Annotated in this window: 25 protein-coding genes; 9 read left to right on the forward strand and 16 right to left on the reverse strand. The window is 65.0% G+C overall.

Features of this window, described 5'->3' with window-relative positions; translation table 11 throughout:
- Positions 1–53 precede the first annotated feature (53 nt).
- From B4F07_RS04965 to B4F07_RS04975, 3 genes are read left to right on the forward strand one after another with little or no spacing between them, the layout of a single operon-like run.
- On the forward strand, positions 54–386 hold the full coding sequence (locus tag B4F07_RS04965) for a hypothetical protein (protein ID WP_293702538.1): 333 nt from the start codon (positions 54–56) through the stop codon (positions 384–386).
- A 41-nt stretch (positions 387–427) separates the two neighbouring features.
- The gene (locus B4F07_RS04970) at positions 428–901 is read left to right on the forward strand and encodes a hypothetical protein (protein ID WP_293702541.1); all 474 of its coding nucleotides are present in this window, start codon (positions 428–430) and stop codon (positions 899–901) included.
- Positions 850–1,839, forward strand: coding sequence for a JAB domain-containing protein (locus B4F07_RS04975; RefSeq protein ID WP_293704564.1), 990 nt, complete (start codon positions 850–852; stop codon positions 1,837–1,839). Before B4F07_RS04970 ends, B4F07_RS04975 begins: the two co-directional genes overlap by 52 nt.
- Here the strand turns inward: B4F07_RS04975 and B4F07_RS04980 are convergent.
- From B4F07_RS04980 to B4F07_RS05050, 15 genes are all read right to left on the reverse strand, one after another.
- The gene (locus B4F07_RS04980) at positions 1,815–2,252 is read right to left on the reverse strand and encodes a ribbon-helix-helix protein, CopG family (protein ID WP_293702544.1); all 438 of its coding nucleotides are present in this window, start codon (positions 2,250–2,252) and stop codon (positions 1,815–1,817) included. The two genes, B4F07_RS04975 and B4F07_RS04980, sit on opposite strands and share 25 nt — an antisense overlap.
- Entirely contained in the window at positions 2,249–4,261 is a 2,013-nt protein-coding gene (locus B4F07_RS04985; RefSeq protein ID WP_293702547.1) for a conjugal transfer protein TraG, read from the reverse strand. Before B4F07_RS04985 ends, B4F07_RS04980 begins: the two co-directional genes overlap by 4 nt.
- A gap of 14 nt (positions 4,262–4,275) precedes the next feature.
- The gene (locus B4F07_RS04990) at positions 4,276–6,021 is read right to left on the reverse strand and encodes a relaxase/mobilization nuclease domain-containing protein (RefSeq protein ID WP_293702840.1); all 1,746 of its coding nucleotides are present in this window, start codon (positions 6,019–6,021) and stop codon (positions 4,276–4,278) included.
- A gap of 219 nt (positions 6,022–6,240) precedes the next feature.
- A complete protein-coding gene (locus tag B4F07_RS04995) occupies positions 6,241–6,948 on the reverse strand; it encodes a lytic transglycosylase domain-containing protein (RefSeq protein WP_327520431.1) in 708 nt (235 codons plus the stop codon).
- Between the two features lie 3 nt (positions 6,949–6,951).
- Positions 6,952–7,284, reverse strand: coding sequence for a DUF736 domain-containing protein (locus B4F07_RS05000; RefSeq protein WP_293702550.1), 333 nt, complete (start codon positions 7,282–7,284; stop codon positions 6,952–6,954).
- Positions 7,281–7,871 carry a S26 family signal peptidase gene (locus B4F07_RS05005; protein ID WP_293702553.1) on the reverse strand — a complete coding sequence of 197 codons (591 nt, stop codon included), beginning with the start codon at positions 7,869–7,871 and terminating at the stop codon, positions 7,281–7,283. Before B4F07_RS05005 ends, B4F07_RS05000 begins: the two co-directional genes overlap by 4 nt.
- On the reverse strand, positions 7,868–8,413 hold the full coding sequence (locus B4F07_RS05010) for a DUF2840 domain-containing protein (RefSeq protein ID WP_293702556.1): 546 nt from the start codon (positions 8,411–8,413) through the stop codon (positions 7,868–7,870). Before B4F07_RS05010 ends, B4F07_RS05005 begins: the two co-directional genes overlap by 4 nt.
- Positions 8,413–8,655, reverse strand: coding sequence for a helix-turn-helix transcriptional regulator (locus B4F07_RS05015; protein WP_293702559.1), 243 nt, complete (start codon positions 8,653–8,655; stop codon positions 8,413–8,415). The genes B4F07_RS05010 and B4F07_RS05015 overlap by 1 nt, the downstream gene beginning before the upstream one ends.
- Before the next feature lie 102 nt (positions 8,656–8,757).
- Entirely contained in the window at positions 8,758–9,156 is a 399-nt protein-coding gene (locus B4F07_RS05020) for a DNA -binding domain-containing protein (RefSeq protein WP_293704566.1), read from the reverse strand.
- 190 nt (positions 9,157–9,346) lie between these two features.
- On the reverse strand, positions 9,347–9,535 hold the full coding sequence (locus tag B4F07_RS05025) for a transcriptional regulator domain-containing protein (RefSeq protein ID WP_293702565.1): 189 nt from the start codon (positions 9,533–9,535) through the stop codon (positions 9,347–9,349).
- A gap of 123 nt (positions 9,536–9,658) precedes the next feature.
- On the reverse strand, positions 9,659–9,973 hold the full coding sequence (locus tag B4F07_RS05030; RefSeq protein WP_293702568.1) for a DUF736 domain-containing protein: 315 nt from the start codon (positions 9,971–9,973) through the stop codon (positions 9,659–9,661).
- Between the two features lie 310 nt (positions 9,974–10,283).
- A complete protein-coding gene (locus B4F07_RS05035) occupies positions 10,284–10,715 on the reverse strand; it encodes a hypothetical protein (protein ID WP_293702571.1) in 432 nt (143 codons plus the stop codon).
- Positions 10,716–10,838: 123 nt separating this feature from the next.
- The gene (locus B4F07_RS05040; protein ID WP_167919412.1) at positions 10,839–11,003 is read right to left on the reverse strand and encodes a hypothetical protein; all 165 of its coding nucleotides are present in this window, start codon (positions 11,001–11,003) and stop codon (positions 10,839–10,841) included.
- Positions 11,004–11,475: 472 nt separating this feature from the next.
- The gene (locus B4F07_RS05045; protein ID WP_293702583.1) at positions 11,476–11,796 is read right to left on the reverse strand and encodes a DUF736 domain-containing protein; all 321 of its coding nucleotides are present in this window, start codon (positions 11,794–11,796) and stop codon (positions 11,476–11,478) included.
- A 256-nt stretch (positions 11,797–12,052) separates the two neighbouring features.
- On the reverse strand, positions 12,053–12,484 hold the full coding sequence (locus B4F07_RS05050; RefSeq protein ID WP_293702585.1) for a hypothetical protein: 432 nt from the start codon (positions 12,482–12,484) through the stop codon (positions 12,053–12,055).
- A gap of 635 nt (positions 12,485–13,119) precedes the next feature.
- On the opposite strand from B4F07_RS05050, the gene B4F07_RS05055 reads away from it, so the two are divergent.
- The 5 genes from B4F07_RS05055 (at position 13,120) to B4F07_RS05075 (ending at position 21,298) form a co-directional block, all read left to right on the forward strand.
- Positions 13,120–13,365: a hypothetical protein gene (locus B4F07_RS05055; RefSeq protein WP_293704568.1), complete on the forward strand. Its 246-nt coding sequence runs from the start codon at positions 13,120–13,122 to the stop codon at positions 13,363–13,365.
- Positions 13,366–13,721: 356 nt separating this feature from the next.
- Positions 13,722–16,982, forward strand: a complete 3,261-nt coding sequence (locus tag B4F07_RS05060; protein ID WP_293702590.1) for a TerB N-terminal domain-containing protein — start codon at positions 13,722–13,724, stop codon at positions 16,980–16,982.
- Entirely contained in the window at positions 16,979–18,283 is a 1,305-nt protein-coding gene (locus B4F07_RS05065) for an ATP-binding protein (RefSeq protein ID WP_293702592.1), read from the forward strand. The genes B4F07_RS05060 and B4F07_RS05065 overlap by 4 nt, the downstream gene beginning before the upstream one ends.
- Entirely contained in the window at positions 18,264–20,474 is a 2,211-nt protein-coding gene (locus B4F07_RS05070) for a DEAD/DEAH box helicase (RefSeq protein WP_293702595.1), read from the forward strand. Before B4F07_RS05065 ends, B4F07_RS05070 begins: the two co-directional genes overlap by 20 nt.
- A gap of 47 nt (positions 20,475–20,521) precedes the next feature.
- Positions 20,522–21,298, forward strand: a complete 777-nt coding sequence (locus B4F07_RS05075; RefSeq protein ID WP_293702597.1) for a WYL domain-containing protein — start codon at positions 20,522–20,524, stop codon at positions 21,296–21,298.
- Positions 21,299–21,316: 18 nt separating this feature from the next.
- Here B4F07_RS05075 and B4F07_RS05080 read toward each other — a convergent pair whose 3' ends face one another.
- Positions 21,317–22,162: a hypothetical protein gene (locus tag B4F07_RS05080; RefSeq protein WP_293702600.1), complete on the reverse strand. Its 846-nt coding sequence runs from the start codon at positions 22,160–22,162 to the stop codon at positions 21,317–21,319.
- A 252-nt stretch (positions 22,163–22,414) separates the two neighbouring features.
- On the opposite strand from B4F07_RS05080, the gene B4F07_RS05085 reads away from it, so the two are divergent.
- Positions 22,415–24,742 (forward strand): DEAD/DEAH box helicase, encoded by a 2,328-nt coding sequence (locus B4F07_RS05085; RefSeq protein ID WP_293702602.1) that lies wholly within the window; start codon positions 22,415–22,417, stop codon positions 24,740–24,742.
- The last annotated feature ends 21 nt before the right edge of the window (positions 24,743–24,763 follow it).

Below are 24,763 nucleotides of genomic sequence, written 5' to 3' on the forward strand. Positions count from 1 at the left end.
TATTCTGTCCACAATCATGGGCCGGAGCGGGAGCTTCCGGCAGAGGAGAAGTCATGTCCCAAGAAATTACCATCACGGCAGCACGCCTGATCCGCGACGTCCCTGCCGCCGAAGTCAGGATCGACGATGCGCTCATCGCAGTGTCTTCGCTGATGACCAGCGTCGTCACCGCACGGCGGGACACCAACGGGGTGCCGGCGACCAGAGGCCAGGCAACGATCCGCCGATTGATGAAGGCGCAAATGGCGCTGGTCGACGTTAGCGGCGATATCCTGCGGGTCCACGGCGAGCTCGCCGATATCGGGCGCGAGACGGCGGGTTATGACCTGCATGAATGCCCGTCGATCGCGGAGGCAGGAGCGAGCGCGCAGGCCGCTGTGGCCTGACGCCGGTTGACCGGGAGCGACAGTCGTGAAACTTTCAGGGCATGCGCATCGCCTTGTTTCTCGCTTTCTTGGCTGTTGCTGTCGGCTATGCGGCCTGGAAGGGTGGCGGGCCGGAACGGACGATGGCGGCGATCGCAGTGACGATGGTGGGCTTGGACCAATTGCTCCACCTGTTCGTTCCGCCGACCTTCGCTTCGCTCGACACCGGCCATCTCACGATCGACCTGTTTGGAGCCGCATCCACCGTCACGCTCGCGCTGTTTGCGCATCGCTTCTGGCCTATGTGCATCGCCGTCTTGCACATGGTCCCCCTCCTTGCCCACACGAGCCGGATTCTCGACGTGGCGCTGCATCCGGCAGCCTATCTCGCGATGCAGGTGGCAACGTCCTGGCCGGTGCCGGCGATCCTCATCCTCGCAACCTGGCGTCACCGGCGTCGGCTGGCGCGCGGCGACAGCGAGCCATGCTGGCAAATCTCGTCGCGGCCATCGATCCCGAGCATTGCGAGTCCCTAGCCGAGCGATTGCTCGCGGAACATCGGACCCTGGCGCGGCTCTTCGCGCAGTCCCCCGAAGCGCTGGCGCGAACGCTCGGCAAGGACAGCCCGGTCGGCGCTATGATCGTTGCCGCGCACCGCGCGACATTGGAGGCCATGCGCGAAGAGCTGAGCGGTCGCGGCATCGACCCCGACAATCCCAAATTACTGTGTTATCTGAGGGCATCGATGGGAGCGCTTCCCGACGAGGCGCTGCGCGTGCTGTTCCTTGACCCGTCGCATCGCCTCATCGCCGATGAACAATTACAGCGCGGAACGCTCGGCCATCTCGCAGTCTATCCGCGCACCATATTTCGGCGGGCGATCGAACTCGACGCCGCCGCGATCATTCTCGTCCACAACCATCCGAGCGGCGACCCAGCGCCCAGCCGGTGCGATATCGAGGCGACCGAGCGCCTGGCTACGATAGGACAAGCGCTCGACGTCGAGGTGCTGGAACATATCATTGTCGCGCTCCGGGGGCATCGGATGATCCTCCGGGGGCGATCCACCTCTGGTTCGACGTCTTCGCCCGGCACGCTACTTCGCGACAGAATTGCCGATTGGCGGAACTCACCCGATGCCGAGTTGGCGCTCGCCAACGCGCAGCGCGTATGGCGGCGGCGCCTTCTGCGCCGACAACTTGTCGGCGCGGAAGGCCTGTTCGGCGAACCGGCTTGGGATATGCTCATCGATCTCTTCATCCATGAGGCAGCGGCGAAATCAGTATCGACCAGCTCGCTTTGTATCGCGTCGGGCCTTCCGAGAACGACGGCCCTCAGGCTGCTGCAGCGCCTTTGCGACGAGGGACTGTTGGCGCGGGAGCCGGATCGCCACGACGGAAGACGCAATTTCATCCGGATGGCCCCCGATCTCGCGCACCGCCTCCTGGCCTATTTCGCGGCGGGCGACGAATGATCGCCGTCCATATCGCGCGACAATTCGTCACCAAGCTTCGGCCCGAGCTCCATCCGGCGGCTCAACGAATCGACAAAGGCCTCCCACCGTTTCTTGCCGGTCACCTGCGCCGCCCGGAGTGCCGCGTCGGGGAGCGGGGGATTGTTGATCAGCCAGGAGCGGACGAACAGCGCGAAGCCTTCGTTCGACAATTCGACATGCCATTCGAGCCGGTCGAGTTGCCGCGACAGCCGATCGAGCCGCCGCGTCAGCACGGCCTCAAGTCGCTCCTCATGATCGGGAGTGAGCAAAGATGCGAGCGCGGCCTCGACGATGTCGGTGCGCGTGATGCGGCGGCTGCTCGCGCGTTCGTCGAGCTGGCGCGCCAGCGCGCTATCGATCCGGAAGGTCCGCTTGACCGACGACTTCCTCATAGTTCGATCCCGTCGTCCGGATCCTGCGACGCCAGGCGGGCGCCGCGGCGCATCGCACCGTCGATCGCCTTGCGCTCGCGGACGGGGTCATCCTCTCGTTCCTCGGTTGCGAAATCGAACTCGCTGACATCCGGGCGAGCCTCAGATACGATATTCTCATGGTCGGCCATCGCCGGCTCCTGCCGGATACCGCTGTTGGCGTCGCTATCGTCCTCCTCGCCGTCGCTCGCATCGGGGATCTCATCATGAACTGCGATCTCGACCTTCCCGCCGGACAGGTCTTTCGGTCGTTCCAACGCGCTCCAGTCGTCGGGACGGCTTTCGCCGACTTGCGGCGGCGCGGGCGGCGGCAGGATCCGCGCCATCAATCGGGGGTCGGCATAGTATTTGGCCTTGCTCGCCCGGATCGGCGCGACGCCGGCGACCATGACGATTTCCTGATCGGGCGGCAGTTGCATGACCTCGCCGGGCGTCAGCAAGGCGCGGGCCGTCTCGGTCCGCGAGACCATCAGATGGCCAAGCCAGGGCGATAGCCGGTGCCCGGCATAATTTTTCATTGCGCGCATTTCGGTGGCGGTGCCGAGCGCGTCCGAGATCCGCTTGGCCGTCCGCTCGTCGTTTGTCGCGAAGCTGACTCGGACGTGACAATTGTCGAGGATGGCGTTGTTCTGGCCGTAAGCCTTCTCGATCTGATTCAAGGACTGGGCGATCAGAAACGCCTTGATCCCATAGCCGGCCATGAAGGCGAGCGCGCTCTCGAAGAAATCGAGCCGCCTCAGCGCCGGAAATTCATCGAGCATGAGAAGAAGGCGCTGCGACCGCGCACGCGGATTAAGTTCCTCGGTGAGCCGCCGCCCGATCTGATTGAGGATCAGACGAATGAGCGGCTTGGTGCGGCTGATGTCGCCGGGCGGCACGACGAGATAGAGCGAGGTCGCCGTCTCCCCCGCCACAAGGTCGGCGATGCGCCAGTCCGACCGCCGCGTCACCGCAGCGATGACGGGGTCGCGGTAAAGCCCTAGAAAGGACATGGCGGTCGAAAGGACGCCCGACCGCTCATTGGCCGACTTGTTGAGCAGATCCTGCGCCGCCGCCGCGACGACGGGATGGATACCCTTCTCGCCGAGATGTGCCGTCGACTGCATGATGCGCAGGGTCGAGGCGATACCGCGCCGCGGATCGGAGAGGAAGGCCGCGACGCCTGCGAGCGATTTATCCTCTTCGGCATAAAGAACATGCAGGATGGCTCCGACGAGAAGCGAGTGGCTCGTTTTCTCCCAATGGTTGCGCTTCTCGAGGCTGCCTTCCGGATCGACAAGTACGTCGGCGACATTCTGGACGTCGCGCACCTCCCACGCGCCGCGCCGCACTTCGAGGAGAGGATTGTAAGCGGCCGACGCGATATTGGTGGGATCGAAGAGCAGGACGCGCCCATGCTGGGCCCGGAACCCCGACGTCAGCTGCCAATTCTCGCCCTTGATGTCATGCACGATGCAGCTGCCCGGCCAGGTGAGCAGCGTCGGCACGACAAGCCCGACGCCCTTGCCCGACCGTGTCGGCGCGAAGCATAGGATATGTTCGGCGCCGTCATGGCGAAGATAGCTCCGACCAAAGCGCCCCAAGATGACCCCAGCCTCGTCGAGCATGCCTGCGCGGCGGATATCGCCAGCCTCGGCCCAGCGCGCTGAACCGTAGGTCTCGGCGCGCTGCCGCTCACGGGCCCTCCACACCGACATGGAAATCGCGACAATGATCGAGGCGAAGCCGCCCGACGCCGCGATCATGGCGCCGCGGTAGAAAATCGGCGGCGCATAGGCATCATAGGCAAACCACCACCAGAAGAAGGCGGGCGGCGGATAGACCGGATAGTCACCGATGCGGAACCAGGGCGCGCCGAGCGCCGGCTGAAATCCAAGCGCGCCCGCGGTCCACTGCGTCGCTGCCCAGACCGCGAAGATCACGATCGAACCGACCGCAGTAATCTGTCCCCAGAGGATCTTGTCGTTCATTGCAAAATGCCTTTCTAGATGCCGATGCCCCGGCCCAGCGCCCAATCGACCGAGCCGCCGGGGGACATGGTGCCGGTGATGTGCTGGCCGAGATGGCGGTCGAGCGCGGGGCGCCAGGGGACGAGCTGGAAACCCAGCCCGTCGTCGATCATGGCGAAGCGCCCCGATGCGAGCGTCACGCGCTCGCGGTAGACGCCGCTCACATAGTCGCCGGCAGCCGACGATTTGTGGGCAAGGCCGGTCCGCTCGGCAATCGATGCGGTCGCGGCTTCCAGTTCGCGCGAAGCGAGCTTGTCGATGAGCCCGGATGACAGGGTCAGCCGGTCCCCGGCGCGCGACGCCAATCCCTGCTCGACGAGATAGCGCGCCCGCTTCTCCATCGCCTGGCGGATTTCGAGACCGAAGCCATTCCCGCACGCGACCGGTTCACGGGCGACGAGTTGGCGGTCGAGCCAGGTCGGGCCGGGCGCGGTGACCTGCGACGCGAGCGGGAGGTCCGAGCGCGTCGCAAGCGACATATGCGCGCGCCCCTTGCCATCCTCCCAACTGCGGAGCTCGACGATCGAGCCCGGCCTGGCATCACCGGTCATCTCCATGTAGTTGAAGCGGATGTGATGGGTTCGCCCGTCGGCGCCGTCGACGATCGCATAGGCGCTGCCGGCAAGTTCGTCATGCAACCCCCGCTCGACAAGGCGGCCCACGATCGCGGTCTCGGGCGCGCCGTCGTGAAGCGCGAGCGCGGCGGGATCGAAGCGGCGCCCGCCGCGCGACAGCGCGCGGTGCATCGTCTTGATGATATCGCCGCGCACCGCGACCTCGCGCAGCGCCGGCTCGGCGCCGGCCCCGAGCGCCCAAAGGCCGGCGCCCTGCCGCTCGGCGAGACCCATCTGCTCGAGCCGGGCGGCGCGGCCGACCAGCAGGCCGTGCATATGCCGGTCTTCGTTCGCTGCGGGGCGCAGATCGATGACTCCGCCCGCTTCGTCGGCGAGCCTCTGCAGTCGGGCATCGAGACTTGTCCAGCGATCGGCATCGACTTCGCGCGCGAGCGCGCTTTGCATGTCGAGCTCACTGCGTGGACCGAGTTCGAGCGTTGCAAGTGCTTCGGCCCGTCCGCGAATGCCTGCGGCGATATAGCCGCGGTCGATGACGAGATCGGCGCCATCATCGGTGACGCCGCGCACGAGGATATGGATATGCGGATTGTCGGTGTTCCAATGATCGACCGCGACCCAGTCGAGGCGGGTCTGGAGATCGCGTCCCATGTCCGTCATGAGATCGCGCGTGAAGGAACGGAGATCGCCGAGATCCGCGGCGTCCTCCGGGCTCACGATCAGCCGGAAGTGATGCCGGTCGTCTTCGCAGCGCGCGGCGAAGGCATCGCGATCGGCGGCGTCGCCGCCCGCATCGAACATGCTCGCGTCGCGGCCGTCACGGGTCACGCCTTCCCGCTCGAGATAGGAGATATGACGCGCCAGCGGCGCGGCGCGAAACCGCGCGCCTTGGTGGCGGACGACGCGCGCCATGACCGTGACGCGCCGGGCGCCAGGCTGACGGCGCATCGCCGCCATGGCCCGCCGGCCCCGTCCATGCGTGCCGGTCCCGCCGCCAGCGCCGCGGCCAGGCCGCGAGCGGGTGTAGCCCGACCGCGAGGCTGCTTTGCGCACCTGTGTAGCGAGCCGCTTGCCCTTGCCTGCCGACCCTGCCCCGCGATCGCGGCTCCGTCCCGGCCTGATGCGGAAATCATGGTCGTCACCGCGCATCGGGGGCGGTGCCATACGAAAAGTTGGGAGAAAACGGCGCGTTCAACGCGATGATATGGCAGATTTCGGCAGAGCCATACGCGCAAACCCGCAGAAAACCGACCATGAAGTGCCCGAAGCTGGCACGGCTTTTATCTTGCCCTCCCGAATTCCCCTTCCAGCAAACGACCACAGGCCCAGAGCGGTGCCTGTCAAAAACACCAGCGACCCCGCCGTCCGTCACCGGTCACGGCCCACGGACAAGGGAATGAAAATCGAAGCACCCGCAGCCCGGGCAGGCGCAGCCGTTCCCGACGGGCTTGCAGGTTGCGCGTCGTCAGACGGCAAATTTCGCTCAGCAAAAATCCCCGCATCGCGCCATCCCGGCGCGGGCGACAGCGTCAACGGAGCAGCCGCAGCGCTGCCTGATACATGCAGTTCGGGTGCGATCTTGGCGACATAGGCGATCGTCTCAGCGGGGAGGCCGCGGCGTCCCGATGCGTATGCATCGGCGCGGCCCGGCCCCGCGTTGTACGCCGCGAGCATCAAACGAACGTCGCCATAGCGGTCCCACATCGCGCGCAGATAGGCTGCACCGGCGAGGATATTGGCGCGCGGGTCGAACGGATCGACCCCGAGCCGATGGCGCGCGGTCAGCGACGCCCAGGTTCCGGGCATGATCTGCATCAGCCCCATCGCGCCGGCGTGGGAAACCGCGCCTGCGTTGCCGCGGCTTTCGGCGTGCATCACGCGCCATATCCAGAGCTCCGGGATACCGAAACGCTGTGCGGCTTCGGCGACCGGAGCGGCAAAAGGATGACGCGCCGGCTGCATCGCCGCAGCAGCCGGCGCGCAAGCCCCAGACAGGGCAAATGATGCGAGCAGCGCGCCGCATGGCGCGGCGAGGTGCAGCGCAAAACGAAACCCTAAGCGCAGCGATCGCGCCATGGATCAGTTCCCGCCCTGCGGCTCGGGGCGCGACCAAAGGATCGAGAAATCGCCGTCGTCGGAGCCCAGGCGGACCAAATTTGCACGCAGCGGGGCTGCAAGGCTAGGGTCGTCGATTTGAAGCGCAATGTAAAAGCCGCGCGGACCCGCGCGATTCCAACCGGCCCCGATCTCTGCACCGAGTGCAGGATCGCCGATCAATAAGCGCCAGCTCGGCGCATTGTCCTTTTCAGAATATGCCGCAGGCGCGAGTTCGATCTGCGCGTCGAACGCCAGTGTCTTGATCGAGCCCGAGAAGTCTCCCGCTGCATTCCGGCGCATAGTCCCGATGATCATTCTGGTTTCTCCTTCTTGCTATGTGATTGCGCGGAGCCGGGTTCCACAGGGTGCCAGCGAAGCGGCGCCGCCGGATGCGCGCGGGTGAGGATCGGGTGCGCGGGGCCGAGCAAGCCGGCGGCAGATATCGGTCCGAAATAGCGGCCGTCGAGGCTGTCCCGCGCTGCATTGACGAGAAAGAGTTGGTCACGGCCGACGAGCCTGCAACCGGTCCACACTGGGAGCGGGCGGTTCGCCCGATCGCGCGCCAGCGCGCGGGCGACCGCCACGCCGTTCACCGTGACGAAGACGCCGGAACGGCAGACGAGCGCACCGGGAAGGCCCGCGACTCGCTTCAGCAGGGGCACGCCGCGCGGCAAATATCCGCGCTGCGCGAGGAACATCCCGAGCGCGGGCGGCGGGGCGATGGCGACAAGGTCGCCGAGCCGCGGCGGCGCGCCGACATCGACCCTATAGAGGCCGATCGGAGCACTGGCGCTCGCATTCCAGAGGAGGCGCGGCGCGGGCTTCAGCCATGCGACCGCAATGAACGACGTGCTGAAGATCGTCGCGGCCGCCGCCGTGGCGCGGAGCGCCCGGCGGTTCATGGCTCCACCGCGCGGCGGCGAAGCCATGCCGTGTGGCGGTCGCGGGAATAGGGCCGGAATGGAAGCCCCGCGGCAATGCGATTGCCGACATGGCGCCAATGATCGGGCGCCGCATCGCAGGCATCGATCCCGATTGCTTCGACAGCATCGACCGCCTTGAGCGCCCTTTGCACGTTCGGCCAGCCGTCGATCCGCGCGAGGATATCCGCGCCGGGGCGGACGAACGGCAGCGTTGCATAAGGCTCGCCGGGCGCCACCGCCGCGGCAATCGCCAAGGTCGAATGGATCGTCCCGAAGTCGTTCGACGTCCAACGTACATACGCAAAGACGGCGCCAGGCCGGAACGCCGCGACGCGCGTTGCGCGGCTCAAGATCCGCTCGGCTGCAATGCGGCCGAAGCGGATCCACTGCTCATGTCGCCCCTCGATCCAGGTCATTTCGACCTCGGTGAGTGCAGCGTCACCCGGCGACTGGTGGGCGCCAGCGTTGCACCTTGCGATCAGCGGCGGGCCCAGCGCCCGTTCAAAATCGGCGGGCCGCATCAGCGCCCCACCTTCCGTGCCGGATGCACGGTGCCGGTGCCGGGATCGGATGTCGACGAACGCCGGCCAATTTCCACCCAGGCATCGAGTGCGTCGATCGCGTAAACGACGCGGCCGCCAAGCTTGCGATAGGCTGGCCCCGTTCCATAGCAGCGATGCTTTTCCATCGTCCTGTGCGACAGGCCGACCCGCTTCGCAGCTTCGGGGGTCGTGAGAAAACGCGGCGGGTGACCGGTGGTCATTGGGGGCTCCTTCCAGCGGCCGGACCGGAAAGCGCGGGCCGGCGGGTGATGTCGCGTGGTGGCGCGGAACCGGGCGCGCGGGGGAGCGGCTGAATTGCGGTGCTAATTTTGTCGCCCCGCCCGTCCCGCCAGCAGCGCGCGGTATCCGCCCGCCGACAGCGCCTCGGCTTCGCGGATGAGCCGCTGGGTCCGGCGCCGCTCGGGAGAGGATTTCCACGCTGCGCCGCGCCCGACATCCAGGCGCGGATAGATGAGGCATCGCGCGACCTCATGGCTGGTGACTTGCCTTTCGCCGCGAAGATCGAGAATCGAGAGCAGCAGATCGAGGCGCTGCGACTGGTAGGAGGTCGGCTGAGACACCGCCGACGCAGACGCCATTCCGCGGAGCCATCGTTCGAGATCGGAGACCGCCTGAAGGCGCGTCTCGGTCATGGTATCGCACGGGATCAGCGCAGCAAGCGGAACACCTGCAGGATCGCAGCGCAGCCAGATCCGGCGCATGATGCAGCCGTCGCCTAATATATAATGACCACCGTCAGGCGCGGTCCGGAAGCCTAGGCGATGCGTCCAGCGAGCCGGATCGAGGAGTAGGTCGGCGGCAAAGGTCGGCGGCGCAGCGTCGAGGATCACGACAAAAGGGCAGACCGCCGCGTCCCAGAAGGCCGGCGCGTCGAGCGCCGAAACATGCGGATCAGCCGGGAAAGCAAAGGCCCCATCGCCGGGCCATGCCCTCCTGCGACGCCGGATCGTCTTCGCGATCCGACATCACACTGCTGTAATCGCGGCGATAGTCCGGGCTTCGGCGCAGAAACTCCTGGGCGTAGCCGGGAAAGTCGAGGCGCAGTGCCCGCTTGCTTTCTGCCCTCTTCTCAACCGCCATAACAGCCTCCGGTGGAGGCCGAAAAACTGGCGATATGCGGGCATGAGCCAATTCCAAGAGGCGGGGATACCCATCCCCAGTAATGGGTATCCCGCCCGGCACTGCCGGGCGGGTCCCTGCGGCTCAGTCGCCGCGGCGGGTCTGGCGGCTCCAGACCAGGTCGTGCTCATCGCCTTCGCCCGCGAACAGCTGTGCGAAGATCGGGGCGGTGAAGCTCGGATCGTCGAGCTTGACTGAAAGATAGGGGCGCTTGTCCTGCGTCTGCTTTTCCCAGGCCGCGCCGACTTCGACGTCACCGATAAAAACGCGGTGGCTGGGAGCATTGCCGCTCGGATCTTTTTCGGGTGCGATGCGAACCGATTTCGCCTGCACCGAGAGGGTGGTGATTTGACCCCGAAATTCTCCGGAGACTTTCTTGAACGTGCCGATCTTGGCCATGTCGCATTCCTTCCTTGGTTCGGGCCGCACCATCGCGGCCTCGATGCGCATCGGTCGTCAGCGGGGGACCGGCGGTGCAGCCGCAGGCCCGCAGCGAAGCGAAGGACCGCGCCGTTCGTCTTTCTTGTTTCGCGAGGAATGGCGGCACGCCAGGGGAAGAAAGTCGAACGGCGCGGTTGCACCAAGCCGGGCCAGCGAAGCGGCCCGCTGACAGATGCCGCATGTCGAGAGGCCGCGATGGTGCTGCTCGGCGGACGGTTGTGTTGCCGGTCGGCCGGGAAGCAAAAAAGGATGAGAGGCGGGGGAACGCCTAGCTGTGCAGCGCTGGTTGCTCGATCCCACCCCCGGGCGACAGTAGATCACGCCACCCGGCATAGCCGGTGACGACGGCGGTCAGGATGGACAGGCCGCGCTGCGTCCAGGGATCGAGGTCGGCAAGCATCGCGAGCGCGCCCCCAGCCTGGAAGCCAGCAGCCGCGGCGGCGCCCACGAACGCTAGTATGACGCCAAGCCGGAGGACGAGCGGTGCCGAGCCGCGCGCCAGGTGCCGACCCAGGGCATGGATGGAGACACCCGCGAGCAATCCCGCCGCCAATATGACCATCCAGCCGAAACCATGGTCCCGGAGTGTGAAGGCCAGACCAAGGCCGGCGAAGATCGGTAGCGCGTAGGTCGCGCAGCGAAAGAGCAGCAGCAGGCAATAGAATGCGGCAATCGCGCCGAAGATCAGCATCAGGGTCATGAACGTCCTCCTGTCGGACGCGCCCACCACCACCTCCACAGCGCAATCTGCATGGAGAGCATAGCAAGAGCCGGCTCGGGGGAGAACCCGAACCGGCCCCATTCTGGAACCAATTCCAGACGCTTAGCGATTGAACGGGTCATATTCGCTGACGATCGTTTCGGGATCACCGTCGAACTCATCGAGCGGCATCACCGAATATCCGGCGCTGGTCTCGATGAGGATGATCACGGTCATCATGGTCCGGGCGAGGCTCCATCCGAGCGACTGGGCGGTGGAAAGCGGCATGGGATCAACTCCTGTCCTTGGGAGCGGGCCATTCCCGCTCGACAGGCGCCCCGCCGGACGGGGACATGCCGCAATCACCGCGCGCGAAGCCGCGGCCCGAGCGAAGCGTCGGGACCCTTCACGGGTTGATTGAAGGAGGCCTGGCCTCGGCCAAGGGAATAGCGGCAATCGAGAGCGGGAATGGCCCGATCCCATGCGGCAGAGCCCCCACGACCCACCCGCCCCCGGTTCGCCGCCGCGTCCCGGCCCCCTCGCTGACCTTTCATTTCGCAGACTGTCGACGTTCTGCCGTTCGCAACACGCGCGGCCCTCGTCGTCTGCGGCACCCCAGTCGCCGAAAAGGAAGATAACCGAGTGCGGGGCCTCGGAAACCGACACTCATCAGCGCAGGAAATGCAAAAGGCGGCCCAGAGGACCGCCTTCACGTCGATAAGATCAATCGGCTCCGCCCGAAGGCGGAGCCGGGGAACCGTCAGGCCGGCGGATTCCAGATGATGACCTTCTTCATGGGGTCGTCGCCGGGGGCGTTGGCGACATTGCCGTAGATCGTTCCGAATTCGGGGGCCGACATCGTCACCGACACATATTCGGCGCCGTTGTTCTGCGAGGTGCGGGTCCAACCGGCACCGAGTTCGAAGCCATTTTTGCGGCTGATGATGCGATAGTCGGGTTCGTTTTCCTTGGTCTTGCGACCATTCGGTACGATGGCGATCGGCGCGGTGACGTTGAGGGTGGCGAGCGTGCCTTCGAAGCTGCCGTCGGGCTTCACGTTGAGGTTGGCGATGGTGGGCATGGATTTTCTCCTTCAGTTGCTCGGGGGACATCCCCGATGGCGCCAGAAGAAGGGCCCGCGAGCTGCCGTCACCGAGCGGTACGCGAGGGCGAACCCCGCATGGGGTTGACGGCCAGAGGCGAGCCGGGCCCGCAGAAAGGCGACAGGAAGGGGGTGACCTTGAGCAACGAAGACAAAGCCGCCGCCACGTCCATTCAATGATCAGCGCTGCACGCTAAGGCCGCTCCACCCAAACCACGCGCCCGATCCGGTCCGATCAATCGCAGCGATGCGCACCCCAATATTTGTCCCAGCGCGCGGTAAGGCCGCTCCGGACCATGGCGCAGGAGATATCGCCGGAACGAGGCGATTTGCAGAAGGCGGCGGTTCGGGTGCCGCCGGCTCCGCCTCGGGACAAGCAGCGCATGACCGGTCCGCGGACGAGGATATGTCCCGTCCGGTTCCGCCCTTGCGGCTCACCAAGCAAGCCGACGAGATGATCGCGCGCCGCGACCGGATCGGCGTCCGGACAGGGATGCCCCGGACTACAGCTGCCGTCCATTTCGCGTGCAGCGACACCCGAGAGGCGAATGTGCGGGCCTTCCGCACACCAGATCGGCCCATCGCCATCCCAGACCGCGACGGGTGTGCAGGTGAAGGATTGGCCGGCCGGAACAACCGAGGCGAGCAGGTACAGGCTGAACATCATAGCCCGTTCCGTAATGCGGACGACTGATCGATTCAAACGTCACAGCTATCAAAAGTCAGCAAAGCGCAGCGCGAAGCGCCCAAAGAAGAACGCGCTCTTGGCGAGGCCGCAGCCGGACGGCGTGCGCGCGGGCTTGGGGGCCAGCCGCCGTCCGGCAAGGAAACCGAGCCAAGTGCGCTGCGCGGCCCAAAACAACGCGCGGCCCCTGGCGCCGCCTGTCGGCGCCAGAGCACGCCCATTCAGCCGCGCTCAATTTGGCCGCGGCAAAAGTGCAAGTTCAGCCCTTATGTCGAATGACGTGCCGCGGCTCGCCGCACAGACCGCACGGTCCCTTTGAGCGTTCGAATCCTCCAACACCGCCGGCCGCACTCGTCGCAACGCTGGCCTGCGCCATCGAAGAAAGATCGAGCCGGTCCGTGATACATTCGTCGCAGAGAGGCGTCCCCTCCATTCGCCGGACGAGCGCCTCCACACGTTCTGCAATAGTTGAGCGTCTAGCCACCGGGCCGCTGTAGAGAGGGATCGAGATTCTGGAAAGTCACCGATATTCGAGCGCGGAATCGGACCGATTTGGAATCGCCAGAAACATAGCAATCCCACCAGATCAGTTCGGCGTTCTATGTTATTCTCCCGGCATGACGCCCGGCCTAGAACGAGTCGCCCGCGCACTTTGCGAGTTGGATGCAAATCCGCCCGATGCGACGATGGGCGGCAAGCCGCTTTGGCAAGACTATCTGCCGGAGGCCCGGGCCGCAATCATGGCTCTTCGCGAACCCGACATTACGATGATCGGCGCCGCCGCGCTAAAGGTCGGTCACATTGGCAAAGATGAAGTCAGAAGAATTTATCGAGCCATGATCGATGCCGCCTTGGTCGACTGACCGCCGGCCACAGGCAAACGAAGCGGTGGGAATAAGCAGAACTGGCCGTTTGCAGCCTGTTGGCTCTCAGGCCGAGCTCGGAGAAAGCGGACTTCGACTGCTGAGAGCAGGGCGACGCTGTTTATTGATCTGCTGCGTTTGCAGCGGCCGATTCGGACGCCCATCAATTTCATCCGATCTGGACTATTTTCTTGAGAAGCGCATCCCATAGCGGAAGCAGCTTTGAAGACGGGCTTTCAGCGTGACCCGGCGAAAGGGTTGCTGCGTCGTCTCAAGCTAATATGTCGATAATCGCTTGTTTATCCGCCGTACGTTCGACAAGCTGCCTGCGGGGTCGAGGGGGAATTTGCGGCGCGATGGCGAAATTGTTGCGGCCTCTATGGCGCTACGCTGATTTTCAGGGTCGGTCGGATCGAAGTGAATTCTGGCTGTTCTTCAGCCTGTCAGCGCTTGTCTTCGTGCTCACTGTCTTCGGCTCGCTTTTCGACGCCCAGATAGGCAACGCCGTCGACCCAGCCGCCGACGCGCCACGTGCAGTTCTCGCTTATTTGCTGTGGTGGCTCGCAACCGCGGTGCCCTGGTTCGCGCTTCAGGTTCGCCGCTTCCGCGACATCGGACTGACTGGTTGGCTGGCGCTGATCAACGGCGTCGCCTACCTTGCGTTGCTCATAGCGCCGCCCATCGGTCTAGCGCTTTTTGCAGTGTCCCTGCTGCTGATGGTGCTCCCGAGCAAGCCTGTCGCCCGACACAGCGATACGGTCAACGAGGACTCGCTCGATCGAGGACGCCGTCGGCTGCCATTCCCTCAAAAAGAGGCCGCGCAGGGTGCACCGGACGCGCCGTGCGCCACGGCACCGCTCACAGGCACCGAGGTCGAGGCGCGCAGCGACGGCCGGTTCGTGGCAGGCGGATTCAGCTTTATGACCGAACGACAGGCGCGCGATTTCGCCGAACAGCAACGCAGCCCTCTTCGCCCGCTTCCGTCGCATGCGCGTCTCGCCGATCGCGTCTCGGCCGAGCGTCCGGTCTCCGAACCGGCGGGTGATACGAGCGATCCCGACGTTAAGCGCACCGCAGACGGGCGCTATGCGAGCGGTGGGCTGAGCTATTCGAGCTTTGAGCAGGCGCGCTCGGAGGCTGAGCGGCGGCGCAAGCCCGCTTTTCCCGCAGGGGCGCCGCGCCCCTCTACACTGCCTCCCGTAAGCTTGCCTTCCATGACCGAGGTCGTGCCAATTGAACCGACGGTCGTCGCCGAACCCGACAGCCCGGCGAGCACGCCCGCCCCGCCTTTCCCGGGCTGGCCCGAAGTGCATGAAACCGATGACGGTCGCTTTGCGTGCGCCGGCTATATATTTACGACATTTGACCAGGCCCGGCACTATGCCGAAAGGCGGCACGGCGCCGCCACCCCTTCGATCCGTCCTCCCGAGCCAATTCCAACACAACAGCCAGAGCGAGCGATACATGCGGCGGCGGTGGCGCGTGAAAGCGAGCAGCCAGCGATGGGATTTCACAGCGCCCTCTCATCGCTCTTTTCTTCCAAGACGGCAGCGGAGACGGGTCGCCCTCGAACATCGGCCGGACGCAACGCCGCCCCCGAACGCTGGATTGCAAAGGCGACGACGGTGACAGTCGGCGACATCGATTTCGATGCCGAACTTCTCTACTTCGGTGCGCCGACCAAGCAGGAGGGTCGGCACCGCGCTCTCGTCGATCCCGCGCTTCCATTAGGGGCGTGGTCCGACCGCAATGGCAGCAGCCTCGGCTATTGGCCCCATTATAGCGAGATTCAGCCGGGCGCCCGGCGGGCCTATATCGAATGGCTGGCCGGCGGCAGGCGCGATCCGGCGACGCCGCTCGGCTATGTTTTCCTCTATTTCTACGGTCTGGAAAGGCGCCTCATCAAAGCGAAGGCGGCCGACGAATCTGACACCATTCTCTGCGAGTTGGATGCGCTCATGTCGGTTTATGGCGGCCATCATAGTTTTGCCGGATACGCCCGTTCGCTGATGGATGCCGCGCAGGTGCTGCACGGATCGGCCCCTGACAGTCTCACCGCATCGATCGATCCTCGTTATGGATGGGAAATACCGATGCCGGTCCGGCTCTACCTCGGCGAGAAAGTCGCTAACGGCGAGCCGATAGGTCCCGAGGATGCGCTTTGCTGGACGCTTGCGCATCCGCAGATCTGGCCCCGCACCGCAGCGAAACGCTGCTTCGACGACTTCAAAGCGCTCTGGCACCATGAATATGAGGCGCGCTTTCCGGGCGGTATCAAGGTCGCCAAACCCAAGACCCGGTTAAATTATCAATATCGCTCGGCAAGCAGCGAATTCAACGCCATCGAGTCGCTGGATCATCTTCCCGACATTGCAGCGATCAGTGCCCCCGTAGCCAAGTTCGAGCAGTTGCTCAACGACTGTACCGATGCGCTCGATCCGCTGAGCCGCTTCCTCGGCCGTCACCCAGCCGAGAAAGGCTCGGTGCTCGCTGCCGCGCTCGCCCCGATCCCGGTCCGATCACGCGATCCTTCGGGCCCTTATGCGCAGGTGCGAAGTCAGCTTGGCGAACGGATCGCAGGGACCGGCTTCGCACCTGTCAAGCTCGCGGAGATCCTTGACCTGTTGCTGGGCCCCGGCGCCCATGAGGCCAAGGAGAAAAGGCAAAATTATCAGAAGCGTCTCGGCGACATTCTGGATGCGATGGACGTCGGATTCGAACCCGACAAGCGTTTTGGACCGGCTCCGACGCTCGACGAGGATATGACGTTGTGCCTGTTCGCCGCCGCCCCGGGCGCGCCTGCGGCCGGCAGCGGCCGGTACGATGTTGCGCGAACGATGGTGGAAATTGCGGTTCTCGCAGCTCAGGCGGACAATCTGGTCGTCGAGGCCGAACTGGAATCGATCGTGCGCGATCTTGCAGCACTCAATGAACTCACGCCGGCGGAGCGCACGCGGCTCGAGGCGCACATGCATGCGCTTGTCCACAACCCGCCTAAGCTCCGCGCCGCGACCAAGCGCGTTGCTGATCTCACTCCTGCCGACAAGGAAATGGTTCTGCAGTCGGTCATCAATGCCGTTCTTGCCGACCAGCGCGTGACCCCGACCGAGGTCCGCTTTCTCGAGGGGCTCTACAAATTGCTCGGGAAGCCGCAGGACGAAGTTTATTCGCGGCTCCATTCCGGGCCCGGCACGCCGTCACCGGCACCGGACAAGGCCGCGGCCCGCGTTTCGCGCGATATCGATGGCGACAAGCTCGCTCGCATTCGCGAAGAAACGGCCGCCGTCTCGACCATGCTCGCCTCGATCTTCCGCGAAGAGGAGCCAGAAACCGAACCGGAACCGGCAGCACCGCCGCAGGCCGAAGTACAAGCGCTGTTCGCCGGGCTCGATGCTCCGCATAGCCATCTTCTTATGGCGCTCATCGAGACGCCCCTTGAAGCCGATGCCTTTGCCTCGCTCTGTAAGCGCGAGAAGCTCCTTCCCGGCGGTGCGATTGAGACGATCAACGATTGGGCGTTCGATATCCTCGACGAGGTCGCGATCGAAGATGAGGACATCTACTGCCTGCAGCCACATATTCTAGCCATCCTCAAAGGAATGATCCAAAAGCCATGACTCAGCCCGCACAGGTGAAGCCCCGCGAACGCGACACCATCGTCCAGGCGCTGGCCGCCGGCGTCGTTCCGCGCGTCGGCCTCCAGCATATCCAGGTCGGCCGCGCGATCGAGGTCGGCGCGCTCGTCAAGGACATCGACCGGATCGCCGACGGCGGCTCGTCGGTGCGGTTCATCATCGGCGAATATGGCGCGGGCAAGACCTTCTTCCTGAGCCTCGTCCGGCTGATCGCGCTCGAGCGGCGATGCGTTACTATTCACGCCGACCTCGCCCCCGACCGCCGCATCCATGCGACGGGCGGGCAGGCCCGCGGTCTTTATGCCGAGGCGGTGCGGCACATGGCAACCCGGACCAAAGCCGATGGCGGCGCGCTGTCAAGTGTCGTCGAACGCTTCATCAGCGAATGCGTCAAGGAGGCCGAGACCGGAGGCGGGACGGTCGAGCAAGCCATCCACACGCGCCTCGGCGAGATCCAGGACCTTGTTGGAGGCCATGATTTCGCGCAGGTCCTCAAATGCTATTGGCGCGGGAGCGAAGCCGGTGACGACGCCCTCAAGGCGGCAGCGCTGCGTTGGCTGCGCGCCGAATATCCGACAAAGACCGAGGCGCGGCAGGCGCTCGGGGTGCGCTCGATCATCGACGACGCCGATGTCTATGACAGCCTGAAACTTCTCGCGAAATTCGTGCGGCTGGCGGGCTATTCGGGTCTTGTCGTCGTGTTCGACGAGATGGTGAACATCTACAAGCTGCAAAGCGCTCAGGCCCGCAACCAGAATTTCGAGCAGATCCTGCGGATCGTCAACGACATGCTGCAGGGCAGCTCGGAAGGTCTCGGCTTCATCTTCGGCGGCACTCCCGAATTTCTGATGGACAGCCGGCGCGGGCTTTACAGCTATGAAGCGCTCCAGTCGCGGCTCGCCGAAAATCAGTTTGCGGCGCAGGGCCTCGTCGACATGACGGGGCCCGTTATCCGGCTCCAGAATCTGTCCCCCGAGGATTTCCTCGTGCTGCTCGGCAATATCCGGTCGGTCTTCGCGCTTGGCGATGTTTCACAATATCTCGTTCCCGATGCGGCGCTCGCTGCCTTCATGGAGCATTGCAACAAGCGGATCGGCGAGGCGTATTTCCGGACCCCGCGCAACACGATCAAGGCGTTCGTGCAGTTTCTGGCCGTTCTCGAACAGAATCCGGGCGCTGAATGGACGCAGCTTCTTGGTGCGATCGCGCTCGAGCAGGACGATGGAGCAGCCGAAGAGGCTATCGCGGCTGAAGACGACGGCCTTGCCGACTTCACTCTCTGACCATGCCGCAGCGTTCGACCGACTGCATCCGCAGGTCCAGCGCTGGGTGCGTGCGCAGGGCTGGTCGCAGCTGCGCGAAGTCCAGACGCGCGCTATCACGGCCATTGGGGGTCACCGCCGCGACGTCCTCATCGCGGCGACGACTGCCGCTGGAAAGACGGAGGCGGCCTTCCTGCCGCTTCTCGGCGCGGCCGCTGCACGGCAGGATCGCGGGGTCGCAATCCTCTATGTCGCGCCGCTGAAAGCCCTCATCAACGACCAGCATAAAAGGCTGGAAGGCCTCTGCGCGGATCTCGAAATCGGGCTGACGCGCTGGCATGGCGACGCCCCCCAAGGCCCGAAGACGCGGCTACTGAAGTCACCTGAGGGTGTTGTGCTCATCACGCCTGAATCTATCGAGGCGATGTTCGTGCGACGACCCGCGAGCGTCGAGGCCCTGTTTGGGCGGCTCGACGCGATTGTGATCGACGAACTCCATGCGTTTCTTCAGGGCCCGCGCGGGCTGCATCTGTGGAGCCTGTTGCATCGGATCGACGCCATTTCGCATAGCCGCGCGCGCCGCATCGGCCTGTCGGCAACGCTTGGAGACAAACAGCATGCGGCCGAGTGGCTCGCCGGCGAGGGCCCGCAACCCGAGATTATCGCGGTCGACGGCGGCGGCGCACCGCTAAAGCTCCAGGTGCGTGCCGTCGTCGAGCCGCCCGAGACCAGCCCGCCAACAGCAGACCTTGAGGCTCGCAGTGCGCTAGCCGAGATCGCGCGTCACGCGCACGAGATCCTGCGCGGCAAGAACAACCTGTTCTTTGCCGGCTCGCGCGCCAATGTCGAAGCACTCGCCGACCGCCTCAGGACCTTGTCCGAAGACGGCGGCGTGCCAAACGAGTTTTTCCCGCACCATGGAAGCCTTGCCAAGGAATTGCGCGAAGAGGTTGAGGCGCGCCTCAAGGAGGATCGCCTCCCCACCACTGCCGTTGCCACGACGACGCTTGAACTCGGCATCGATATCGGGTCGGTCCACAGCGTTGCCCAGCTCGGGGCACCGCGCTCGCTCGCTTCGCTGCGTCAACGGCTTGGCCGGTCCGGGCGGCGGGAAGGCAGCGCCGCCATTTTCCGGGGTTATATCCGCGAGCCCTATCTGGCAGCCGACGCCGATCCGCTCGATCGGCTCCATCTTCCGGTCGCGCAATCGGTCGCGGCGTTGCATTTGCTTGCCGAGCGCTTCGTGGAGCCGCCGTCGGGCGACCCTGCCCTGCTCTCCGTCACCGTCCACCAGCTCCTGTCGCGCATTGCAGAGCGCGGCGCGCAGCGCGCCGATCAACTCTACAGGGCGATCGGCCGCGACGGACCGTTCGCGGCGATCGAACCCGGCGATTTCGCGGATTTGCTGCGCGGGCTTGGCGGCGGCGAAGAGCCGATGCTCGAACAGGCGCCCGACGGGTCGTTGATGCTCGGGCCACTTGGCGAACGGCTCACCGCCTCGCGCGACTTTTACGCCAACTTCAAAACGGACGAAGAGTGGCGCCTCGTCAATCAGGGCCGGGCGCTTGGCACGCTGCCGATCGTCAATGCGCTCGCCGTCGGAAGCATCCTGTCCTTCGCCGGGCGCCGGTGGCGCGCGGTCGCGATCGACGACCCAGCGAAAGTCGTCGAGGTCGTCGCGCATCGCGCGGGGCGGATCCCCAAATTCGATCGCGTGTCGGGGGAACCGATCCACGATCGGCTCGCGGGTGCGATCCGCGACGCCCTCGTCGCATCCGACATGCCAGCCTATCTCGACCCCGTCGCTGCCCAGTTGCTCGCGGAAGGGCGCGACATGTTCGCAGCCCTCGACCTCGCGAGAACGCCGCTGATCGCGGCCGGCAAGGATACGCATCTCATGACCTGGCGTGGCAGCGTCGCCAACGGCCTGTTCGCCGTGCTGCTCGGATCGGTCGGATTCGAATGCGAAACGTTCGACGTCGGGGTGACGCTCCTCGGCACGCCTTCAGACGAGGCGGCCCATGTGCTCGGGGCGCTCGACGGTTGCCCGCCGATCGAGACCCTTGGCCGGTTCGTCTCCAATCTCGCCCATGAAAAATATGACGATTATATCCCGGAGGATCTGCTCCGCCGCTTCTGGGTCAAGCGCCATGCGCATCTCGAAACCGACGTAGCCGACATGATCCGCCGCATCGCGCTGGCGCTGTCATGAGCATCGCCCCATCATTTGCCCTTATGTAACAAAGGACAGAGGTTCATATGCTTCAGATACTCGAACTGGTTCGCGAGAGATTCGGCGCAAGCGTTCCGCACGCGCCGTCGCCGCAAGGCTTTGCGCCCCGCCTGCCGCATGAAGATTCCGATGAAGCACCCGCCGATTTTGCGGCAATGCGCGAACTCGCAGGCGACAGCGTCAATGGCCTGACGATCATCATCGCCTATCGCGACGCGAAGGGAGCCGCGTCGCTGCGACAGGTCAGCTGCATCCGCATCGAAACCGGCCAGGGCAAGCGCTATCTGCGGGCCTTTTGCCATCATCGCCGCGCGCAGCGTGTCTTTTTGATGACGCGCATCGATGCCGTCCACGACGCAGAGACGGGCGAGGAACTGGCCGGCGGCACCGACTATTTTGCGCCGTTCGCCGACGACCGGATTTCGGCGAGCCCGCTCGGCTGGGGCCTGTCGCCGGTGCAGCGTGCCGACCTCGGCGCCGGCCTGACCGCCCTCATTTTCCTGTCGCGATGCGACGGGCATGTCGACGCCGCCGAGAATGACGAGATCGATACCTTCACCGCGTCCTGGTGGATCCGTGCCGAAATCCACGCGCCATTTCCCGAGGCCGACATTTCGGCTCATATCCGGCGCATGGCGCCGGACGTCGAGGCCTTCGTCCTCGCGGCGCAGCGCATCCGCGCCTCGGCTGCGCTGCGGCCGATCGTGGCGGGCTATGCGAAGCGGGTGATCGAGGCCGACGGCCGGATTGCGCCCGAAGAACATCATTGGATCGCGCGCTATATCGACTGGATGACGAACTAGAAATTCATCGGTCCGCCTTCACAAGGAGCGACCGCGCGTCGCAAAGCGCCTTCGCCCCTCTAACACCGGAAACGAAACTAAGTCGCCGAGATGTCTTTCAAGAACCGTCCCTATGCTCAGTCCGGCATCGCCGAACTCGAAACGCTCGCCGGCAAGGATGCGACCACCGACGCGCTTATTCTCGCCGAACTGCGTCACCGCAATACAGCGCGCGCCGTTCGGTTGCGCGACCAACTGACCGCGGCCCAAAAAACGCCAAAGGCCCGCGCGACGAAGATTACCCAGCCGTTGCCGAAGCCTGCGCCAGCCCCGGGGACGCTCCGCCCGCAGACAAGGCAGGCGGCGCGCGCCAGCGTCCGCCCTGATGCCCCGATGCCGGCTGCGGCGGCACCGCCCATCGTGCCCCTGCCCGAGCGAGCCGACCAGTCGAACCGGCCGGTCGACATATTGGAGGCCTGGACCGCGCTCGAAGTTCTTTCTCCGACCACCTACCGGCGCCCCGCCGATCTTGCAGGCGACATCAAGAGAATCGCGCGCCTTGATCGCGGCCTTCCATGGGAGGGCGGGGCAAAAGGTCCGCCTGGAAAGCGGCTCTATTACCAGATCGTTCTCGGATCGATCGACATGGCGGGCGCGATAGACCACCTGCTCCAGCGCTTCGGCGATGGGCGTGCCGAGCGCCCGCAGGCTCGAGGCGAAACGCCGCTCGCGGTCGTCATCGTCGATCGTGACGGCCGACCGATCTACGAGGCTTGCGCCACATTGTCGAGTTTCGGCTGGGGATTGCCTGTCATCTTGCGCGAAGGTCCGGCCGCGCTTGCACGATGGCCGGTCGAGGAGGAGCGCATTCGCGAAACCCTGCACAAGCGCCTGTGCCGGGAAGGCGCCGACGGAAAACCCCTTCCGCTCGACGAAAGAGCCATCCGCGCCGCCTATGAATGGCTGACGGCCGAATATGCCATCGACCCGGCACTTCTTCGTCCGCCAAGCTTCGCGGTCCGCAGCCTCGTCCCGTTCAAGTCAAATGACCCGCCCGATGCGCTGCTCCTCAACAGCTTTTTTCTGAAAGACCTCGGGGCAGCGAGCAAGCTGTGCGCCGGCCGTGATGCACCCGAATTGCTGCTGCGCTACCTCGGCGCAAAAGTTCCCGCAGAGCGGCGCGATCTCAAGCACGACACCGCTGCAATCGAACAGGCTGTTGCTCCTGCCTCCTTTCCAGCCGGGCGGTGGCCGGGGCCCGGCCGCCACCCGCTGGTCCTGATACAGCAGGCTGCGGTAAACCTCGCCGCCGCGACAGCGGCAGGTGAGATATTGGCCGTCAACGGCCCGCCGGGCACGGGAAAAACGACGCTGCTTCGCGATGTCGTCGCGGGTCTCGTGACGGAAAGAGCGAGCGTGATGGCTGGATTTGCGGATCCTGAGCAGGCCTTCACGGCGTCAGGCGAAACGCTGAAGGCTGGTGCGGCGTGGATTCATCTCTACCGCCTCGATCCGCGCCTCAAGGGCTTCGAGATGCTCGTCGCCTCGTCGAACAACAAAGCGGTCGAAAATGTCAGCGGCGAGCTGCCCGCGAAAGGCGCCATCGCCACGGATTCAGAGATGCGATATTTAGAACCCATTGCCCAAAAGATGGTCGGCGCGCCGAGTTGGGGGTTGATCGCCGCGGTTCTCGGCAATTCATCCAATCGTTATGCGTTCAAGGATGATTTCTGGTGGAACGCGGACAATGGTCTGTTCGCTTACCTGAAGGCGGTTGATGGCCGGGAAGTCGAGATCGACGAGCCCGGCAAGCCGTCACGACCACCCCATATCGTCACCGCGCTCGATCCGCCGCGCAGCCGGCGCGAGGCACTTGGCAATTGGCGGCAGAAGCGCGAGCACTTCCGTCAGCTTGAAAAACGCGTCAACGACACGCTCGCGCAAATCGAGCTTCTGCGCGTGCGCGGCATCCATCTCCCGCTTGTCGAGCAACGCTTCGAGGCAGCAGAAAAGCATGGCACCGATCGGCCAGGCTGGTTCCACCGCCTCTTCGGCACTCGCCGGTATCGGGACTGGAAAACCGATCACGCTCCGCTTTCCTACGCGCTCGTCGAGGCGTGCCAGATCGCGTCGCAGGAAAAATTATGGCCGGAAGGCAAGTCTCTGAAACTCGGCCGCTCGCCCTGGCTCGGATTTGGCGCCACAAAACAGGCGGCCGCTTTTCGCCAGCGGCTCGCGCCGATGGCGACCGAATGGCGGCGCGACAAGCGAGCGCGTGCGGCCGATATCATCGACGAGGAGTTTTTCGAAAATGGCCACACAATCGTTCAGAAAGCGGCGCCCTGGCTGACCGAGGCTGAGCATCGCGAACGCGATGCGTTGTTCGAAGCGGCAATGGATCTCCACCGGGCCTTCCTCGATGCTGCGGCCAAACCGCTTCGCCACAATCTCGGCCTCGCGATGCAAGTCCTGGATGGAAAGGGTCTCGGTTCACCCGCGCGCGACGCGGTAATTCCGGATATCTGGTCGAGCCTGTTTCTCGTTGTGCCGGCGGTCTCGACGACTTTCGCCTCGGTCACCGCGATGCTCGGAAAGCTCCCGCCCCAATCGCTCGGCTGGCTTCTCATCGACGAGGCTGGTCAGGCGGCGCCTCAGCAAGCGGTCGGCGCGCTCCTGCGTGCGAACCATGCGATTGTGGTTGGCGATCCGATCCAGGTACCGCCAGTCGTGATGCTTCCCGATTGCCTTGTCGGCGCCATTTGTCGCAGTTTCGGGGTCGATGCCGAACGCTTCAGCGCGCCGGCCGCATCGGTCCAGACCCTCGCCGACGATGCCACCGCCTGGTTCGCCGAATTCCCGGCCGGCGCCGGCAGCCGGACGGTCGGGGTACCACTGCTCGTGCACCGCCGCTGCTCGGAACCGATGTTCAAGATCGCCAACAGCGTCGCCTATGAAAATCTCATGGTGCAGGCGAAGGCCCCCCGCAATTCGGCGATTCGCGCTTGCCTTGGCCCGTCGCGCTGGATCGATGTCCAAGGTTCAGGACGCGACAAATGGTGTCCGGCGGAAGGCGACGAAGCGGTCCACCTGCTTGAGCAGATCATCGCGAAAGGCATTGCGCCCGACCTCTATGTTGTGACGCCCTTCGTGCAGGTCGCCGACGGGCTGCGCGCCGCGATTCGCGAGAGCGCCGCGCTCAATGCAGCCATCCCCGACATCGGCAGCTGGGTCTTTGAACGCGTCGGGACGATTCACACGGTGCAGGGCCGCGAGGCCGAAGCCGTGATCTTCGTGCTAGGCGCCCCCAATCCCGATCAAACCGGCGCGCGCGGCTGGGCCGGGAAGCAGCCCAACCTCTTAAACGTCGCTGTAACTAGGGCGAAGGAGGCACTTTATGTCATCGGCAACCGCAACCTCTGGAGCACAGCCGGCGTGTTTGCGGTGCTTGACGCTCGTTTGGAATAATGCCCTCTCTGCTCCGCCGCG

Origin of the sequence: Sphingopyxis sp. UBA6723 (assembly GCF_002454115.1) — a bacterium.
GTDB lineage: Bacteria > Pseudomonadota > Alphaproteobacteria > Sphingomonadales > Sphingomonadaceae > Sphingopyxis.

Excerpts from the sequence above, each read along its gene's own strand:
- B4F07_RS04965 (WP_293702538.1), top strand. The coding sequence starts at position 54 with ATGTCCCAAGAAATTACCATCACGGCAGCACGCCTGATCCGCGACGTC.
- B4F07_RS04970 (WP_293702541.1), top strand. The coding sequence starts at position 428 with ATGCGCATCGCCTTGTTTCTCGCTTTCTTGGCTGTTGCTGTCGGCTAT.
- B4F07_RS04975 (WP_293704564.1), top strand. The coding sequence starts at position 850 with ATGCTGGCAAATCTCGTCGCGGCCATCGATCCCGAGCATTGCGAGTCC.
- B4F07_RS04980 (WP_293702544.1), bottom strand. The coding sequence starts at position 2,252 with ATGAGGAAGTCGTCGGTCAAGCGGACCTTCCGGATCGATAGCGCGCTG.
- B4F07_RS04985 (WP_293702547.1), bottom strand. The coding sequence starts at position 4,261 with ATGAACGACAAGATCCTCTGGGGACAGATTACTGCGGTCGGTTCGATC.
- B4F07_RS04990 (WP_293702840.1), bottom strand. The coding sequence starts at position 6,021 with ATGCGCGGTGACGACCATGATTTCCGCATCAGGCCGGGACGGAGCCGC.
- B4F07_RS04995 (WP_327520431.1), bottom strand. The coding sequence starts at position 6,948 with ATGGCGCGATCGCTGCGCTTAGGGTTTCGTTTTGCGCTGCACCTCGCC.
- B4F07_RS05000 (WP_293702550.1), bottom strand. The coding sequence starts at position 7,284 with ATGATCATCGGGACTATGCGCCGGAATGCAGCGGGAGACTTCTCGGGC.
- B4F07_RS05005 (WP_293702553.1), bottom strand. The coding sequence starts at position 7,871 with ATGAACCGCCGGGCGCTCCGCGCCACGGCGGCGGCCGCGACGATCTTC.
- B4F07_RS05010 (WP_293702556.1), bottom strand. The coding sequence starts at position 8,413 with ATGCGGCCCGCCGATTTTGAACGGGCGCTGGGCCCGCCGCTGATCGCA.
- B4F07_RS05015 (WP_293702559.1), bottom strand. The coding sequence starts at position 8,655 with ATGACCACCGGTCACCCGCCGCGTTTTCTCACGACCCCCGAAGCTGCG.
- B4F07_RS05020 (WP_293704566.1), bottom strand. The coding sequence starts at position 9,156 with ATGCGCCGGATCTGGCTGCGCTGCGATCCTGCAGGTGTTCCGCTTGCT.
- B4F07_RS05025 (WP_293702565.1), bottom strand. The coding sequence starts at position 9,535 with ATGGCGGTTGAGAAGAGGGCAGAAAGCAAGCGGGCACTGCGCCTCGAC.
- B4F07_RS05030 (WP_293702568.1), bottom strand. The coding sequence starts at position 9,973 with ATGGCCAAGATCGGCACGTTCAAGAAAGTCTCCGGAGAATTTCGGGGT.
- B4F07_RS05035 (WP_293702571.1), bottom strand. The coding sequence starts at position 10,715 with ATGACCCTGATGCTGATCTTCGGCGCGATTGCCGCATTCTATTGCCTG.
- B4F07_RS05040 (WP_167919412.1), bottom strand. The coding sequence starts at position 11,003 with ATGCCGCTTTCCACCGCCCAGTCGCTCGGATGGAGCCTCGCCCGGACC.
- B4F07_RS05045 (WP_293702583.1), bottom strand. The coding sequence starts at position 11,796 with ATGCCCACCATCGCCAACCTCAACGTGAAGCCCGACGGCAGCTTCGAA.
- B4F07_RS05050 (WP_293702585.1), bottom strand. The coding sequence starts at position 12,484 with ATGATGTTCAGCCTGTACCTGCTCGCCTCGGTTGTTCCGGCCGGCCAA.
- B4F07_RS05055 (WP_293704568.1), top strand. The coding sequence starts at position 13,120 with ATGACGCCCGGCCTAGAACGAGTCGCCCGCGCACTTTGCGAGTTGGAT.
- B4F07_RS05060 (WP_293702590.1), top strand. The coding sequence starts at position 13,722 with ATGGCGAAATTGTTGCGGCCTCTATGGCGCTACGCTGATTTTCAGGGT.
- B4F07_RS05065 (WP_293702592.1), top strand. The coding sequence starts at position 16,979 with ATGACTCAGCCCGCACAGGTGAAGCCCCGCGAACGCGACACCATCGTC.
- B4F07_RS05075 (WP_293702597.1), top strand. The coding sequence starts at position 20,522 with ATGCTTCAGATACTCGAACTGGTTCGCGAGAGATTCGGCGCAAGCGTT.